Source organism: Zymobacter palmae (assembly GCF_003610015.1).
Lineage (GTDB): Bacteria > Pseudomonadota > Gammaproteobacteria > Pseudomonadales > Halomonadaceae > Zymobacter > Zymobacter palmae.
In genome coordinates, this window is record NZ_AP018933.1 from 723,456 (window position 1) to 739,259 (window position 15,804).

14 protein-coding genes and 2 tRNA genes are annotated in these 15,804 nt (G+C 49.2%); 9 read left to right on the forward strand and 7 right to left on the reverse strand.

Annotated elements, in window-relative coordinates:
* Window positions 1-6 precede the first annotated feature (6 nt).
* From ZBT109_RS03225 to ZBT109_RS03235, 3 genes are all read right to left on the reverse strand, one after another.
* Window positions 7-711: a helix-turn-helix transcriptional regulator gene (locus ZBT109_RS03225; RefSeq protein ID WP_051523784.1), complete on the reverse strand. Its 705-nt coding sequence runs from the start codon at window positions 709-711 to the stop codon at window positions 7-9.
* A 649-nt stretch (window positions 712-1,360) separates the two neighbouring features.
* Window positions 1,361-2,080, reverse strand: coding sequence for an autoinducer binding domain-containing protein (locus tag ZBT109_RS03230; RefSeq protein WP_027705110.1), 720 nt, complete (start codon window positions 2,078-2,080; stop codon window positions 1,361-1,363).
* A gap of 340 nt (window positions 2,081-2,420) precedes the next feature.
* Window positions 2,421-4,085: a choline dehydrogenase gene (locus tag ZBT109_RS03235; RefSeq protein WP_038278159.1), complete on the reverse strand. Its 1,665-nt coding sequence runs from the start codon at window positions 4,083-4,085 to the stop codon at window positions 2,421-2,423.
* A gap of 429 nt (window positions 4,086-4,514) precedes the next feature.
* Between ZBT109_RS03235 and ZBT109_RS03240 the strand changes: the two genes are divergently transcribed.
* A tRNA-Asn gene (locus tag ZBT109_RS03240) sits at window positions 4,515-4,590 on the forward strand.
* Window positions 4,591-4,622: 32 nt separating this feature from the next.
* Window positions 4,623-4,698, forward strand: a tRNA-Asn gene (locus ZBT109_RS03245).
* A 96-nt stretch (window positions 4,699-4,794) separates the two neighbouring features.
* Here the strand turns inward: ZBT109_RS03245 and ZBT109_RS03250 are convergent.
* Entirely contained in the window at window positions 4,795-5,034 is a 240-nt protein-coding gene (locus ZBT109_RS03250; RefSeq protein ID WP_038278190.1) for a hypothetical protein, read from the reverse strand.
* Window positions 5,035-5,560: 526 nt separating this feature from the next.
* Window positions 5,561-5,845, reverse strand: a complete 285-nt coding sequence (locus ZBT109_RS03255; RefSeq protein WP_038278165.1) for a hypothetical protein — start codon at window positions 5,843-5,845, stop codon at window positions 5,561-5,563.
* 282 nt (window positions 5,846-6,127) lie between these two features.
* Between ZBT109_RS03255 and vapB the strand changes: the two genes are divergently transcribed.
* From vapB to ZBT109_RS03285, 6 genes are all read left to right on the forward strand, one after another.
* Entirely contained in the window at window positions 6,128-6,355 is a 228-nt protein-coding gene (vapB, locus tag ZBT109_RS03260; RefSeq protein ID WP_027705113.1) for a type II toxin-antitoxin system VapB family antitoxin, read from the forward strand.
* On the forward strand, window positions 6,355-6,762 hold the full coding sequence (gene vapC, locus ZBT109_RS03265; protein WP_027705114.1) for a type II toxin-antitoxin system tRNA(fMet)-specific endonuclease VapC: 408 nt from the start codon (window positions 6,355-6,357) through the stop codon (window positions 6,760-6,762). The genes vapB and vapC overlap by 1 nt, the downstream gene beginning before the upstream one ends.
* A 271-nt stretch (window positions 6,763-7,033) precedes the next feature.
* The gene (locus ZBT109_RS03270) at window positions 7,034-7,345 is read left to right on the forward strand and encodes a hypothetical protein (RefSeq protein ID WP_051523786.1); all 312 of its coding nucleotides are present in this window, start codon (window positions 7,034-7,036) and stop codon (window positions 7,343-7,345) included.
* Window positions 7,345-8,007 carry a phage portal protein gene (locus tag ZBT109_RS03275; RefSeq protein ID WP_051523787.1) on the forward strand — a complete coding sequence of 221 codons (663 nt, stop codon included), beginning with the start codon at window positions 7,345-7,347 and terminating at the stop codon, window positions 8,005-8,007. The genes ZBT109_RS03270 and ZBT109_RS03275 overlap by 1 nt, the downstream gene beginning before the upstream one ends.
* A gap of 346 nt (window positions 8,008-8,353) precedes the next feature.
* Window positions 8,354-10,729: an SIR2 family protein gene (locus tag ZBT109_RS03280; RefSeq protein ID WP_027705115.1), complete on the forward strand. Its 2,376-nt coding sequence runs from the start codon at window positions 8,354-8,356 to the stop codon at window positions 10,727-10,729.
* A 659-nt stretch (window positions 10,730-11,388) separates the two neighbouring features.
* Window positions 11,389-11,901: a hypothetical protein gene (locus tag ZBT109_RS03285; protein ID WP_027705116.1), complete on the forward strand. Its 513-nt coding sequence runs from the start codon at window positions 11,389-11,391 to the stop codon at window positions 11,899-11,901.
* 291 nt (window positions 11,902-12,192) lie between these two features.
* Here the strand turns inward: ZBT109_RS03285 and ZBT109_RS03290 are convergent, their stop codons facing one another.
* Together ZBT109_RS03290 and ZBT109_RS03295 are read right to left on the reverse strand one after the other, a co-directional pair.
* Window positions 12,193-12,708, reverse strand: a complete 516-nt coding sequence (locus ZBT109_RS03290) for a DUF2501 domain-containing protein (RefSeq protein WP_027705117.1) — start codon at window positions 12,706-12,708, stop codon at window positions 12,193-12,195.
* A gap of 123 nt (window positions 12,709-12,831) precedes the next feature.
* Entirely contained in the window at window positions 12,832-14,220 is a 1,389-nt protein-coding gene (locus tag ZBT109_RS03295; protein WP_169734002.1) for a glycoside hydrolase family 68 protein, read from the reverse strand.
* Window positions 14,221-15,207: 987 nt separating this feature from the next.
* Here ZBT109_RS03295 and ZBT109_RS03300 point away from each other — a divergent pair.
* Window positions 15,208-15,759: a fimbrial protein gene (locus tag ZBT109_RS03300; protein ID WP_027705119.1), complete on the forward strand. Its 552-nt coding sequence runs from the start codon at window positions 15,208-15,210 to the stop codon at window positions 15,757-15,759.
* The last annotated feature ends 45 nt before the right edge of the window (window positions 15,760-15,804 follow it).

Genomic DNA, 15,804 nt, shown 5'->3' on the forward strand with positions numbered 1-15,804 from the left:
GTGCGATCAGTGCAGTAGGCCAAGGTAGATGGCGCGAACGACGGCCGCTGTCTTGTTGGGCGCATCCAGCTTGGTCATAGCATTGCGCAGATGGAAATTGACGGTGCTTTGGCTGAGCGACAATATTTGGGAAATCTGGTCAGCCGTTTTGCCATCGCCAGTCCAGCGTAGGATTTCCTTTTCACGCAGTGAAAGCGTGATGTTGGATTTCGTTCTGACCTGATTCATGCGACTAAGCACAGCCGTTGAAATCCACTGCATCTCGTAATAGATGTTGTCGATATCGGCCTTCTGAATAGGGTTAGATGTATCGACCCAGAACATGCTGTATATGGACTTGCTTTCTACCAGTGATTGAGCCCAGCCGCCGAACCGACCCCAGCTGTAATACTCTTCCATGGTGTCCGGTATCGCTTTAAACAGCCAGTCTTCCGTTGTGCCCAGCCACGATATGGGATCCATTGATCGAGAGCAGTGGGTGGGGACTGGTGCGTCGTCGTAGCCGCCATTGGCTGTTTTTTCCAGCGCGTGATCTTCGGCCGTGTTCAATGCCAGCGTCTTTTTGGCGGACATGGGAAGAGGAAGCTCTGTTCTCCACCCGACATAGTCAAAACCAAAGGGCTTGACTATTTTCAAGGTGGCATCCAGCACATCTTGCATGTTGGTCGACGTATCTAGTCCTGTGAATAAATCTATCTGCCAATTGTTCATGATAAATATCCTTTAGTCGACAGGCGTTTATAGAACTGTTTGCGATATCAAGATGGTAGGACCGTAATGGAGATGACGGGCTTTCTTATACAGAAAGTGTGTTATTTGAGTCGAGTCAGTATAAACAGTGCCGAAATCGCGTTTCTTTCTATCCTGTTACTCTAGAGAAATGGCAGAAGGTACAGCTACTGTCTGTAGGTTCAGGTGAGGTGTCGTTGGCTTGATAGCGCCTTGTGCGGCGGGTAGATGCGACAAGGTGTCCTTGCAAAAAACAGGTTGCTACAAGGCGGTCGTGAGGCGGGGGCTGCTGTCTCGAGCATTTAAGTGACCTGACGGTTCGATACGACGTGTTTTCTTATACAAAAAATACGTTGGTTGGAAATAGAGAGTGACCTGTCCTATTGTAGGGTTTCTGCCTGTCTTATTTATGATTTAACGGCGCTCACTAAATCCGTTGATGGCATCGAATAAAAATAATAATTGATCGCTACTACATTGAATTTATATTGGTGTAGTGTGCTGATTATATATGAGGTTGGTGCAATATTAACCCGCATATGCAATGGCGGACTATTGATAATAGTGGGCATCGATAATAGCTCGTATATTTCATATGCTGTGTCAGCTCAGGCATAAATCCGTGTTCCATTCAGGATATCAGCCCAAGAAACGTCGCTCGTGTGATTACGCTATGCAGGTCACGACACTCCAGCTTTTTCTTTATCGTCTTGAGGCTGGCAATGAGCGGATTTATGTTCCATCCAGTATGTTCTACCGTCTTTTTGATACTGCCGTTGGTTTCTGACAGCACCCTCAGTAGCTCCTTTTCCTTACGGGTAACCGTTGCCGGCAGTTCTTCCTTTATCTCATTGATTTTCATACAGGCTGCGGCACTTACCCAGGGCATGTGCTGTTCGGCGTGATACAGATCGGATTGAGAGAGCGTGTGCTGGCTTTCGACATAGAACATGCCCCGAGTGCCATCTGGTGCGATGGTGGTGATTGCCCAGCCACCCCGGTGTCCAAGGCCATAGTAGGATTCCATAAGCTCGGGGGACTGCATGAACATGTCGTCTTCGAACGTGCCCTGCCATGAAATGGGCGTTGTCGAATGGGCGCAGTGGCGGGGAATGGGACCCTTTTCGTAGCCGCCACGCACCACCGTGCAATAGACCTCATCTTCGACGGCGTTCAACGCGGTGATGCCACTGTGCTTGACCTTGCCTTCTAAAGGGAGATCTGTGCGCCAGCCACAATAGTCGAAGCCAAAGGGTCGGATCGCGTTCAAAGCGGCCTGCATGACCGATTGAAATGAATGGGCCGAGTCCAAGGATGTAAACAGGTCAATCTTCCAGTTGTTCGTGTTCATGACCCTGCCTCTTTATCGTATTCAGGTTCCATTCTGCCTGCCTATTCTGTCAGGTTACTTTAGGAAACTATGAAAGGTCTTTACTACTGTTCTTTAGTCTAGTTGGTGGCAGGTTTCGCAATGCGCCAATTATTGTAATGTTTTGTTTTTAATTGGCTTTTGGAATGAGGCCTGATGGAATGCTTCAGAACATCAGGCAGATTACGCGCCGATTCATCGGGATGTGCTTCATGAAAATGAATTGAGCGAACCGGTCGGTAATGGCTTGAGATAAATATGAATTGCAAGGCGCACCTGTATTATCAAAGCATGCTTGATATTAGTGCGCCTTACTCATCCATCAGCTGTCGGCATGCAAGCGGTAGGAAGGGGCTGTGCTGCGGGCCAGTGGCGCTTTTCCTCGAATTCTATCGGCTATCAGCTCCGCCATCATAAGGGTCGTCGCATGCTGGTTGCCGGTCACGAGAGTGGGCATCAGCGAAGCATCAATGACGCGCAGGTGATCAGTGCCGTGTACGCGCCCCTGTGCATCGGTTACGGCCTCATCGCCTTCCCCCATCCGACAGGAGCCGCCTAGGTGGTGAGCGCTGACAGCATGAGCCTGCACGAACGCATCAATCGCGTCATCTGTTGTGCAATCCGGACCCGGCACTATTTCCTGCACCTGCCAGTTTTCGACAGCCGATTGTTGGAGAATGCGGCGAACGATACGGATGCCACGACGAAGCCTTTCCCTGTCCTGAGCGGTGCTTGCATAAGCAAGCTGAATGCGAGGGGAGGAATGCGGGTCGCGGGAGGTGATGTCGACCCGCCCACGGCTGTCCGAACGTACCAAGGTGATCACGACCTGAAAGCCACCATGAACCGCACTTTGGGAGCTTTGCAGCGGTTGCAAGCGGTATTGAATATCAGGAGAGTGTTCTTGCTCATCCGTACGGATGAAACCACCTGCCTCTATCTGGTTGCTAACGCTTGGGCCGATGCCTTTGAAAAGCCACTGTGCGGTGGCTTGAAAGCGTTTCATGCGAGACAGAGTGGCGTACAGTGCGGGCGGTGGTGTACAGCGATACTGCATACTGACGTCCAGATGGTCTTGAAGGTGCTTGCCTACGCTGGAAAGGGGGTGTACCACCTCAATGCCGAGTGAGGACAACAGTGCGGGGTCGCCGACACCAGAACGCTGCAGTAACGCAGGAGACGCGATAGCGCCTGCGCAGATGATGACGTCGCTTTGTGCGAATGCGTCTCTGGTCTGGCCGTGCTGCTGATAGCGCACCCCGATCGCCCGCGTGCCATCAAACAGTATGCGGTCTGCGGTAGCCTGCGTTTCGACGCTCAGATTGCTGCGGCCCTTAGCGATATCCAGATAGCTACGTGCAGTGGAGGCGCGGCGTCCTTCATGCGTCGTGAGGCGGTCGATGGGGCCGAAACCTTCTTGGCGGTAGCCGTTCATATCAGCAGTTTCTGCATAGCCCGCCTGCTTGGCCGCTTCGATAAAGGCGCGATTCAGCGGGTAGGCGTCGATATCTGCAGTGGTTACTGACAGCGGACCTTCGTCGCCGTGGTAATCGTTTGGCCCGATATCACGGTTTTCAGCCTTGCGATAGTAGGGCAGACAGTCGGCGTAGTGCCAGTCGGAAAGCCCGTCCAAGGTTGCCCAGTGCTCTAGGTCCTGCGCATTGCCACGTAGATAGCACATGTTGTTGATCAGAGATGACCCGCCCAACCCTTTGCCGTGAACGCAGGTGATCCGCCTGTTATTCAAATGAGGCTCAGGCGCTGTATGGTATTCCCAGTGATGACGGCTGCCGTGATCAGTATCAATGTGTGCGGCCGGCATTTGGGTATTGAGATCGAAGCGGCGCTCGGCATCGCCCGCCTCCAGCAGCAGTACACGCGCATGACTGTCTTCTGTCAGGCGCATGGCGATTACGCTGCCGGCGGAGCCAGCACCAACAATGATGTAATCGTATTCGCGATGCTGACCGCGAGATGTGTTCGACATGACGGACCTCCTCTGGGTCAGTGTGCGAAGGGTGGCTTCTAATGCAAGGTCATACCGTAAGGGCACCGTAGCGGTGGTGGATGGACCCACTGCCTAAAGGGTGCGGATGGATCGTTGGCGCTGAGTATGACACAGCTGTTATGGCAGACTGAATCTATCGGGGATGCAACGAGCCCCGAGAATGCCGGCCGATGACCCAGAAAGGCTCTGGATGTTCATGATTCAAGGGCGAACCCTGGGTAGGCAAAAATGTCGAAAATATAGTCGATCATGTCCGCGATAGGTGTTTTGCTGGTGGCGCGAGAATGCGGAGGCTGGTAGGCAGCGCTGATGTCGTCTGGCTTCCGATATTTTTAACGAAATCGGTGACATCCCTGTTGACGTTTTCGATCGGCTGCGTATAATACGCCTCGTGCTTAGGCAAGATGTTCCTCGATAGCTCAGTTGGTAGAGCAAATGACTGTTAATCATTGGGTCACAGGTTCGAGTCCTGTTCGAGGAGCCAAGCGCCTTACACACTGCTAGACAATCAGATATTCCTCGATAGCTCAGTTGGTAGAGCAAATGACTGTTAATCATTGGGTCGCAGGTTCGAGTCCTGCTCGAGGAGCCATCTGAATCCCCTTGTTTTCCCTTCCTTTTTGATACATCCCTGTATCGTATTTCTTCCCTGAAATTCTCAAACTACATAGATTTTTCCGTAATATTCCTACTCGGGTTCAGTCTCCGCTTTCGTAGTTTCTGGCGTTGATACCAGCGGAATGCTCAAATCGTAGATATCCATCATTGTACTGCTTCTATGCCCCAACGCTTCCTGTTTGTCATAGCGTGTGCTGGGCATGTCTGTAATTCCCTGACTTTTTAAGCCGTAGATGCCAAATCGTTGTGAGGAGTGAACCACTTCTTCATGCAGTAGCAGGGCAATGAAGTGGAGGTAAGCCTGTTCCATTACGATCCACATGTCAGCAGGGTAAGCATTGGCCTATCCTCATGGCTCCTTCGGTGTAAGGCTGCCGCTTTCGATAGGTATATCGGGTGGCATCGTCTCATTGCTAATGCGCAAGGTAGATGTTGGATGCTGCTCGAATTAGCGGAATTGAAGTTGGATATTGCTATGCGGTCATCGTGGGGTGGAGATGCTCATGCGAAAAAGGCCTGCCGCGTGCTTCGTTATCTGCCTTTGGGGAATGAAGGTGCCTCATGTCGGTTGGACAGGTGGCGGCATTGCGTGCGCCCAGCTGAGTGCTGAGCTTGGTAGCGTGTGCACTCTAAATTCCCGTCGTGTTGGTGTCAAAGAACTTCTTCAGCCCCTTGTGTTAGAGACTTTTGATCATGCATATAGCGCATATATGCGTTATGCAGCTGTCTGTTACCCGCAGTGAGGCCCATGGTGTCAAAAACATATCCACGCGGAATGATGTTATGAAAAAGCCTGCGCTCTATACGCGGGCTTTTTACTATCGCGAGGCGCAAGTTTAGCGCGTGACGCAGTAGGTCACGACGGCTACTGCCATCAGCAAAAGCGCAAGCTTACGTTCATGGCGTCGTTGAGCCACTCCCAGTATGATGGTCTGCAAAATCACCATGCAGGTGACCATCATGACTTTTACAGTGGCCCTGTCGCCTGAATCATCGACAATGTCACCAGGCTGAATGGAAGGATCTATCTCTGACATCCAGTCGTACTTTGCACCCTGTAGTGCAATCAGCAGTAGCCATAGATAGCCATAGTGTATAAGGTTGATAAAAAACTTGATCATAGTTATCTAAGTCCGCTTAGAGCATGTTTAATAACTCCAATGCCCATGTCGTTGAAGAGACGTCAAGTCACAATATGGCGGCAGAAACTGTCTATTTTAGAAAAGGTAAAACAACCACTCAGGTTATGAAACAGTCTCTTAGCTGTAGGGATAACCAGCACGTTGCCATTCATTGGAGTGAGGGCAAAGCTATACAGGCATAAATGTATATCCCTTTGACATATCCATCTTATGTGGCAGGTTTGGATATACGTAAGGTATATACGCTGGAGGCGTGCCGTTATGCAAACAACGATCTTCAAAAGTAATCGCAGTCAGGCGGTACGGCTGCCTAAAGCTGTGGCTCTTCCTGATGATGTCAAATACGTCGAAGTCATCGCAGTAGGCCATACGCGCATCATCACGCCGGCCAACAAGGTCTGGGATGAGTGGTTCGACGGCGAAAGCATTGGGTCTGACTATATGGCAGATCGTGAGCAGCCATCAGATCAGCCGCGTGAGGTGTTTTGATGCTCAAATACATGCTGGATACCAACATCTGTATTTTTACGATCAAGAACAGACCTTCTCATATACGTGATCTGTTCAACCTCCATCATGGCAGAATGTGCATCAGTACAGTCACGCTCATGGAGCTTATCTACGGCGCAGAGAAAAGTGCTTGTCCTGAACGCAATCTCTCAGTGGTTGAAGGGTTCGCTGCCAGAGTGACGGTGTTGACGTATGACACACTGGCCGCCGAGCATACAGGGCAATTACGTGCTGAGCAGGCAAAGATAGGTCGCCCTATTGGGCCCTATGATCAAATGGTTGCTGGACATGCGCGCAGCCTAGGTTTGATTGTGGTCACGAATAATCGGCGCGAGTTCGACCAAGTCCCAGGACTACGCGTGGAAGACTGGACACAATCAGTATGAATTAAACGCTCTGGCAACAACCGGGGCGTTTTTTTATTTTCACAAGATAGGTTTATCTGTGATATCTGCCGGCAGGTGGTGCGACCGTGTCAGACGATGTGACCGGCGATGTTGCTTCACGCGCGGGCTGGACATGTATAAGCCGTCATGTTGATTACTCCCCCTGCCCAAGTAAGAAGTTATCACCTTATTATTTCCTTAGCAGAATACTGCCGGAGGCGACTTGCCGTATCTTCGGTGTGACCCCCAATAGCTGACGCGCGTCCTATTTATGCGTGCGGGGCTTGCGGCGGTCGAGCTTGTCGCACAGGCCGAGTTCATCGAACGCGTGACCAAGCCTACAACGTCGAGCACATCGGTATCGACGTCACTGGCATGGGGGGACTCCGTGGCCCAGCTGGTCGAGATGTTCTTTCCCAACGTCACTCGTTACCGCTATACGCCGGATCTCAAGTCGGCGATGGTACGCCAGACCCAGCAGATTATCCGCAAACAGCGCCAGCAGTTCACTGCGCTGGCACTGGACTTTTTGACCTTCGGCAACGCTACCTGCACCCGATCTATAGCCGCCTTGGCAACCTGATGGCCCTTGATGTGCCGCGCGCCAAGTACGTGCGCCGTGGCCTTGATCTTGACACCTACTATTGGGTGCCGCTGTACGGACAAGAAGAAGCCTTTACCACCCCGCCGTGGCACCTGATGCAACCAGGCATTGATCAAGAGGTCTACGGCGAGCCGGACTATATCGGCGCGCTGGACTCAATCCAACTCAACAAGGAAGCGACCACGTTCCGCCTGCGCTACTACCGCAACGGCAGCCATGCGGGGTTCATTCTGTACACCACCGGCGACAAGATTGATCCCACTGATCAGGACAACATGCGCAAGGCATTGAAGGACTCGAAAGGCCCCGGCAACTTCCGCAACTTCTACATGCACATCACCGATGGCAACAAAGACTCGGTGAACCTAATCCCGATCAGTGAGATTGCGGCAAAGGATGATTTTCAAGCGATCAAAGGGCAGACCCGCGACGACCAGCTGGCCGCACATCGCGTACCGCCGCAGCTGATGGGGATCATCCCCAACAATACCGGCGGCTTTGGGGACATTGAGAAAGCGGCGGCCGTGTTCGTGGCCAACGAACTGGAACCGCTGCAGGAAACGCTATCGGAGTTCAACGATATGATTGGGCAAGAGGTGGTCCGCTTCGCCCCGTTCAGCCTTAGCCAGCCCCGTTCATAGTCCCTGCGTTATACCGATATCTAAGCCGCCCGCGAGGCGGCTTTTTTTCGTCTGTTCGACAGCGAGACCCTCCCCCCCACCACCTCGGCGAGACCTCAACGCCACACGCCACCACGCGCAGTTGCCCCCCGCGCCTGCGGTTTCTAAATAGGTCGATTTTTATGCAGGGGGGAAGGATACGAAACAGCCCGCATGATGCGGGCTGTAGCGAAATTTTGAGGGCAAAAAAATTATGCGGATTTATGCGTTTTGAAAAAAACTTATCATTTACTATCCTTGACTAGTCTAGTGTGAAAAATTTTGTTCTAGATAGTTTGGTGCTATCAATTATTATGGGAGTAGTGAGATGAAAATAATGGATGTTAACTCTGCTGAGTTTAAAGAAATGATTAAACTATGTATAAATACCACAGGGTTAATTCCTGTTATCGGCGCCGGATTTACCAAAGGTGAGAAGGCTCTAGGAGGAACAGTACCTGATGGCAATGGACTAATAGATTTGATGATAGGTAGATTGAAAAAAGAAGGTAATCTAGAAGAAAGTAAGATATCTCGACTTTGTGAAAAAAAAGATTTTAAGTCAGTTTCAAGGTACTATTTATCTCAACGTTATGTTTCTAGGGAATCTTTTGTTGAAGATATAAAAAATAATTTCACAAAAGTTGAGCTTAGTTATTTGAAAAAAAGATTTATCGAAAATAAATGGAGATATGTATATACTTTAAATATTGATGATGCTATCGAAAGGCAAAACAAAAATCTAACCAAAATACTGCCATATAAGAAAATAGAAAAACGAGCAAATGATATAAACCTTGTTTATAAGGTGCATGGGTGTGCGATGGAAGAATGTACTTATATTCAAGAAAGTACACTTGTTTTTACAGATCTTCAATATGTGAGAAGCTTGATAAAAAATGAGCATATATTGCAAGCGCTAAGATCTGATATGTTAGAAAGTAACATGCTATACATCGGGTGTAGTCTAAGCAGAGAAATTGACTTGATGTATTCTGTTTCAGGTGAAAAAGAAGATGATTTTATTGAGTCTAAAAAAATCTTTATAACTCGAAATTGCCCAGATGAAATGATGATGGATGAAATAGAAGATTATGGCATAAATGTAGTGGGGCTTCTTGAAAATTATGATGATATATATCGAGTAGTAAATGAAGCATTTCTATTCGGAGCTGGAGATGAAACCTCGATATTCGATAACTTTGACAGTAAAAATATAAAAAAAATAAGCAGTGAAAAAAACTCTAATATATCTTTTATGTTACAAGGAGGCGCTGTTTTTAAAGAAGGAGACAATAGCAATAAAAATTTTAGTATTCCTTGTTATAGCATCGATAGAAGCCTTACTCCCGACGTGATAAAGTCAATCTTGTCTACACCATTTACCATAATAAAAGGTAGGCGTTTTTCAGGCAAGTCCCTATTTCTTAAAAATTTATCTCAAAAAATAAAAGATAAAAAAGTTTATTTTGTTCCGTCTTCTTTTTCTCTTAATGTAAATGAAATAGAGAAAATATGCAGCGTGAAAGACTCCATATTTTTAATAGATAGTAATGTTATTACATATCTGGAAGCATCAAAAATAAGAGCTTTTAAAAAACAAATAATTGATAGTGGCGTTAAGTTTTTAATAGCATGCAATCCTACGGAAATAGATGTGGCAAATACTTTTAGCAGCCTAGAAATAGAAACAGGTTTTTTCGAGTTAAAAAATAGGTTCGATCTTGATGAGTTACAGAATTTTAATGAGAAAGTATCAGAATTGGGAATAATCGAGTGGAAAAAGGATTGTAATTTTTTAGATAATTCTTATGCAACTGCAAGAAATTATCCTCAGATGAAACAGGAAATATTTGATTATCCAAAAATAAATAAAAAAGAATTTAAATTGTTAATACTTCTTGCTCTTTTGGATAAAGTGTATATTTCTCTTGGACGCGAGATAGGTTTCGGAAATAATGAAGCTAATGATTTTAGTAAAAAATATAGCCCCATAGTGGAAATTATAGAAACGACAAAAGAAGAAGAAAACCACAAATCTAAATTTAAACTGGTATCAAATTCCAAGACTTGGCTATTTAGTATAATTAAAGACTATATGACGGATAGTCTGAAAGATAATGAATTGTCAGAAGTTATGATCGAAATGATCTCTCATTTTTATAAAAATAAACAACTTGAAGAAGTTGGAAAGAAACTCATTATGTTTGATACTGTCAACCAGTTTTTTTCAAGAGAAAGAGGTGCCGGAAGGCTTTTAATAAAACTTTACGAAGATTTGCAGCCAATTTTGAGTCATGATCCTGATTACTGGCTACAAAGAGCCAAAGCAATGGGCAAAATAGTAAAAGATCCCCGTCATATATTTGACGCCATAGATTATGCAAAAAAAGCATATAACGATGGGAAAAGGAGTAAGACATTAACAAATGCAGAGTTTACCATTGCAAACTTATATGGATTGCTTTGTAATCAAGATGGATATAAAGATGAAAATATTATTAGCAGTGCAATAGGTTGGTATTATTCTGCGATAAAAAACCATAATTATAATAAAAGTTATTTGGAATCTATGCTGGAAATTACAAAAGATAAAAAAGGCAATCTATACAATCTGTGTTCAAAAATAATGTCTAACAATATAAAATTAGACTCTGAAGCAAGAGAGAGTTACAATGAAATAATGCGTTTTATACGGCAATAGATCGAGATATTTTGGCACTTATATGGTGGTATAAGTGCCTTTTTATTTTGCTAAATACAAGCAATGCTGTTATATGTTGAGTTCTAGTGTGGCTGTTAATCATTGGGTCGCAGGTTCGAGTCCAGTCAGGGGAGCCATCTGAACCCCTTTGTTTTTCCTGCCGTTTAATATTTTACAGCGCCATCTTTCCCCTCAGTCCTTTGCGCCTTCACATAAATCCCTTCGTGCTGCTTACATTCTGCATTTCTCTCATCCACGAACCTCCATACTCCTCATGCATCCGTCCCAGTCGTTGCTGATCATTGAGGCCGAATGTCTGCAGAACATGAATCATCCCCTCTTGCTTGTATAGCCGCTAACAATAGCCGCAGTGTTACAGGCCGTAGGCTCTCTGGCTTTTTGCAGTGAGTCTTCAAGCCGTATATGATCGGGCGCGATCGCCAAGAGTCTGATCTATAAGGATCTGTAGGCTTCTGGAGTGTTTCTCTTTATGTCCATATGCGGGCGGCATTGCGCGTGCCGATATTATGTGGACATGTGTACGTCCTGTCCTGTGGATCACGAACAATCAGGCCGTGAAGGCTGCGTCATCTTTATTTAGCGGGTCCGCCACTGCTGTTAGGCGTGGGTCCGTTACCATTCACGAATAGGGGATATTCATGAAATTGAAATTAGCGACTTTGGCCGTGCTGGCGTCTTTATCCGTGCATGCGAATGCGGAATGGATGGTCAGTCTGGATCCTTCAGCGTTCTCTGATAAGGAAGAGGGGTTCATCACCAGTGACGACGACAGCGATCAGTCCATCATCTTTGACTGTGAAGACGATACGCTGTCGGTGTCCTTGATCGAAGAGTATGAGGAGCGGGCGGATGAAGAGCTCAATTCTGATCTGAGTTCTGCCATGCGCTTGAAGGTCGGTCAGGAAACGCTCGATTTCGGGCCGACGGAGATCGTGCGCCGTAACAGTCACTATGTGGGGGTGGAATCCCAGCGTGAAAAGGATGCGGTGCGGGCGCTCTATATGGTGCGCAATGCCAAGGGGCCGATCACCATGGGGGTCAAGCTGGATGGGGAGCCTCTCAGCATGACCGTATCCTCGGCGGGGGCTCGCAATGCGGCCGATCGGATTGCGAAGGCGTGCCATATCGACCTGACCAATAAGACGTGGTGAAAGATCGTACGACCCTAATCTAACCCGATAGCGCCTTGGTGTGCCGAGGTGTGCCCGTATCTTTTGCCGGTATTGTTGCTTGCCTTGATAAGGGCACGAAACGCCCACGCTATGGGCTTGCCGTGAGTTATTCTCGGCAGCAACCGATCTGGTGATCAAGGCGATACGGCTATAAAGGCGAAGGAGTATCAATAGCAAGGCACTCTTGTGGTGTCTTGGTACGATATCCACGCTCCTTTATATAAGAAGGCCTATATCATTCAGGATATAGGCCTTCTTGTTATCACATGCTCAATTAATGAAGTTCTTGCCCTGCTTCAGGATGATATCACACGCTTTTGTTCGAGCTTTCTTGGCAACAGGAGTGTTCTTGAGGCTGTCCAGATTGATCTGTTGTCCGTTACTGGTATTAAGAATACCCGCCAGCCCTTGGGTATAGTCGGTCTGCTGCTCCTGTTCCTGCGTGCCTGTCAGGCCCAGTTTGTTCATTAGCTGCGTCTTGACGTTTTCGGCATTGGTGGCCGATACCAGTTTCTGCTGCATGCAGTATTGCAGTACGCCGGTGGCGTTGCTCATGGTGCCGGAGCTCAGTGTCTGGTTGTTACCGTTCAGCAGCCCTGTCAGGGCGCTTCCCGCCGTGGCGGTGGTTGAGGCCGACGTGGTGGCCGATGATGTGTTGCTTTGTGTTTGGCCGAGCTGGCCAAGTGCTCCGGAAAGGGAGTCCTGCAGGCTTACGGCCTGTACGCCGCTTGCCGCCAGTGCGGCCGCGATACCGAGGGCGCTCGCGATGCCTTTGATTGATTTCATCGTATGGAACTCCTGTTCTTTGATGGAAAAATAGGATATCGCTTGGGGTAGGTAAACGCGAGCCAACCGCTCTGGTTGGCTCGCGTTTTATTGATATGGCGTTGCTTAAACGGTGTGTAACCACTATGCCGTGGTGATGCTTTCCATGCTATCCCGTGTGCTTTTCTCTGCGCTATCGGGCAGGGGCAGGATCGTGTATTTCATGCCGACTACGCGGCTTTCCAACCCTTTCAGCCATACCTGCACCGTAGGACCGGCCGTCTTGACCGCCTTGCTCTGCCCCGTTGCGGTATCAAACGAGTAGTTAGCGTAGCTGATACAGTCGAATACGTCGGGATTGTGCGTGGGAATCAGCATCCAGCTGTAGACGTACTGTGTGTTCTGCTCCTGCCCTTGATAGGGGGCCCCTAGCGATTTCTGCTGTACGACGACGCCGGAGTCATTGAGCGGGGTCAGGGAGCCGAGGAAGTGGTCGGCACGGAAGCCCAGCAGGTAGTCGCGGTTGGACAGGGCGGGGTAGTGCGTCACCAAGGTGTTCTTGTTGCCGTGCCCGACCACAAATAGGTACACGTGGTCATCGTGGTCGATGATGTTGATGCGCTCGATCTCATCAGTCACGAGGTTGGCGGTCAGCCACGGGGGCAGGAACTCACCGTGGGTGCAGTCTTCATCCTGCAATTCGAGTACACCGACGCAACCGTTGGCCTTAAGGTCATCGATGGTGGGTTGGTAGTCCGGTTCGAAGTCATTGCTGCCGATGTAGTCGCGCTTGACGCTGCCTGCCGGACAGAGGGCTGTGGCAGTGTTCGCTTCGAACAGCAGATAGTGTTTGCCAGTATGCGGATCGACGTACTTGTGCGGATCGCGGAAGCAGCTGTTTTCGCTCTGGTCAGAGCCAAGGCTGCGGTCATGGGCCGTTGGGTAGTGGGACTCGCGCAGGCTGGCCTGTTCCGCTGTTTCGTAATAAACACCATCGGGTTCGGCCAGTACGTCATGATAGGTCGGGGCGCTGATGATCAGTTTGCCGCCGGTGCTGCTAAGGGGCTGAAGCGCGGTGGCGAAGCGTTGGCGGGTTTGCCAGTTGCCGTTCAGTTCAACGCTCTGGGCCAGCGTATAGAACGTCTGCAGGCGGCCGTCGTCGCGCAGCACCGTCGAGCCGCTCCATTCCTGGCAGTCATCGTACAGCTTGCTTTCGAACAGGAAACCACCGGGAGTGTAGTGTTCACCATCGGCCGAGTAGAAGTATGCGATGCGGGCATTGGCGCTTTCGTTATCCTCGACGGGGCGTACCAGTGCGATCAGCACCTTAAACCCTTTGACGCTGGCAATCTGCCCGGCTTCCGTCATAACGAACCAGCTGTCCCAGACATGGTAGCCGGGCATCAAGGGCAGCACCTTCGCCAAGTTGAAGGGCGGAAAGGTGTTGGTCGAACTGGCTTGGATTCTGGCGGCGGTCTCGCGCGTCCAATGTGAAGGCTGTGTCGTTGCGTTCGTCGTCGTTGATGTCGTCATACATACCCCTTTGAACGGATACAGGATCGCCTGTGAAGCACGGCAAGCGTGGGTCATCGGTTTGCTCTTTCACAGGCGGTGCGCTGCTTGGAAAGATACTGGCGATGTTCGCAGTATGTTTTCGAGCAGCCGGTAGTAAGACGCATAACAGATATAAGCGGTTCCTGCGCTGGAGTTTGATCACGATTTCATGCTGATTGTGAAACGGCCATGTTCAATGGCGTCATCAAGGCTGAAGGCCGGTGTGGTTATTGGCTGATAGTAATGTCGTGTAGGTAATTGAAAGTACGTGTTTTTCATCTTTTATTGCTAGATGTTGAATGTGCTTGTTCAAAAGAAGAGTCCGCGGTTCAAGCGGCATTGATTGCACTTTCATAAGAAAATATAAGTCTTGCTGATAAGAATTATGGATGCGTTGTTATCTTGCGATAATGGCGCGTGTTATGTAAGCGTTCTGAATAAATAATTATCGTGACTTGCCCGATATTATGGGGCGGCTTTTATCCTTTCTCGTGTTCTGTATATCCATTTTCCCTCCTCAATCCCTTCTGCGGCACAGGCGTGTTCCGATCGGTTTTCCTGATAAGACATGGTGTGTTGTGGGGGGCGGTAGCCTAGTCGTTGATGATCCAAGGGCTGCGTGAGCATGCAGGACAGCCCTTGCTTGCACGTTTTATGGGGGCGTGGGGCCGTCGTTATGCTGAGGTCAACTCAATGTGTCTATCGCAAACAGGCGGAAATACAAGAGGCTACCGTGAGTCATCCGCCGAGTGTGCAGAGATATTCTGACGTTAATATCTTTCTATAGCTGTGAACGTGCACAAAATTAGTCGAAATTTTGCAATTTTGTCAGCCTGACCAATACTTCAATCGCCTGCTGCTTCCGGGCTTCTGAGCACGTTTAAGCCCGGAGGGTGGGCGTTTGTTTGTCATGAACAAGGATGTGACCCTCTTCAAGAGGGCACCATGAATGTCAGGAGCATAACGATGAAAAGAATCGCATGGCTGGGCGCGGTTGCGCTGGCAGGCGTGCTGCCGTTGGCGGCTTCTGCAGCGGACACGCCCGCTGCATCGCAGACGGCACCGGGCGGCAAAATCCATTTCGTGGGCACGGCGGTCAATGCGGCCTGCGCGGTGGATGCCAACAGTGTCAATCAGGAAGTCCAGCTGGGTCAGGTGCGTACGGCCAAGCTGACTAAGAATGCGCTGTCTTCTAGTCGCATTCCCTTCAAGATCATGCTAGGCGACTGCGATACCAGCACCTATAAATCTGCAGCGGTATCGTTCACCGGTACGGCTGCTACAGGCTACACCAACGTACTTCAGGCCGGCGAAGGCAGTAGCGCTGCGACCGGTGTAGGTATCCAGATCTTCGACAGCACGGGTACCGCTGTGACGCTTGGCACGCCGTCAAGCACCTTCTCGCTTAACAATGGCAGCAACGAGCTGGACTTCAACGCCAGTTTCTACGGCACCTCTGACGCGGCTACCGCGGGGGATGCCAGCGCGACCGCCAACTTCAACATTACCTATTCCTGATGCCTGTCAGGCGCACATGGCAATGAGTTAAATCTGTGGGCGCAG

Excerpts from the sequence above, each read along its gene's own strand:
- ZBT109_RS03225 (WP_051523784.1), bottom strand. The coding sequence starts at position 711 with ATGAACAATTGGCAGATAGATTTATTCACAGGACTAGATACGTCGACC.
- ZBT109_RS03230 (WP_027705110.1), bottom strand. The coding sequence starts at position 2,080 with ATGAACACGAACAACTGGAAGATTGACCTGTTTACATCCTTGGACTCG.
- ZBT109_RS03285 (WP_027705116.1), top strand. The coding sequence starts at position 11,389 with ATGAAATTGAAATTAGCGACTTTGGCCGTGCTGGCGTCTTTATCCGTG.
- ZBT109_RS03300 (WP_027705119.1), top strand. The coding sequence starts at position 15,208 with ATGAAAAGAATCGCATGGCTGGGCGCGGTTGCGCTGGCAGGCGTGCTG.
- ZBT109_RS03290 (WP_027705117.1), bottom strand. The coding sequence starts at position 12,708 with ATGAAATCAATCAAAGGCATCGCGAGCGCCCTCGGTATCGCGGCCGCA.
- ZBT109_RS03280 (WP_027705115.1), top strand. The coding sequence starts at position 8,354 with ATGAAAATAATGGATGTTAACTCTGCTGAGTTTAAAGAAATGATTAAA.
- ZBT109_RS03295 (WP_169734002.1), bottom strand. The coding sequence starts at position 14,220 with ATGACGACATCAACGACGACGAACGCAACGACACAGCCTTCACATTGG.
- vapC (WP_027705114.1), top strand. The coding sequence starts at position 6,355 with ATGCTCAAATACATGCTGGATACCAACATCTGTATTTTTACGATCAAG.
- vapB (WP_027705113.1), top strand. The coding sequence starts at position 6,128 with ATGCAAACAACGATCTTCAAAAGTAATCGCAGTCAGGCGGTACGGCTG.
- ZBT109_RS03250 (WP_038278190.1), bottom strand. The coding sequence starts at position 5,034 with ATGGAACAGGCTTACCTCCACTTCATTGCCCTGCTACTGCATGAAGAA.
- ZBT109_RS03235 (WP_038278159.1), bottom strand. The coding sequence starts at position 4,085 with ATGTCGAACACATCTCGCGGTCAGCATCGCGAATACGATTACATCATT.
- ZBT109_RS03275 (WP_051523787.1), top strand. The coding sequence starts at position 7,345 with ATGGCCCTTGATGTGCCGCGCGCCAAGTACGTGCGCCGTGGCCTTGAT.
- ZBT109_RS03255 (WP_038278165.1), bottom strand. The coding sequence starts at position 5,845 with ATGATCAAGTTTTTTATCAACCTTATACACTATGGCTATCTATGGCTA.
- ZBT109_RS03270 (WP_051523786.1), top strand. The coding sequence starts at position 7,034 with ATGCGTGCGGGGCTTGCGGCGGTCGAGCTTGTCGCACAGGCCGAGTTC.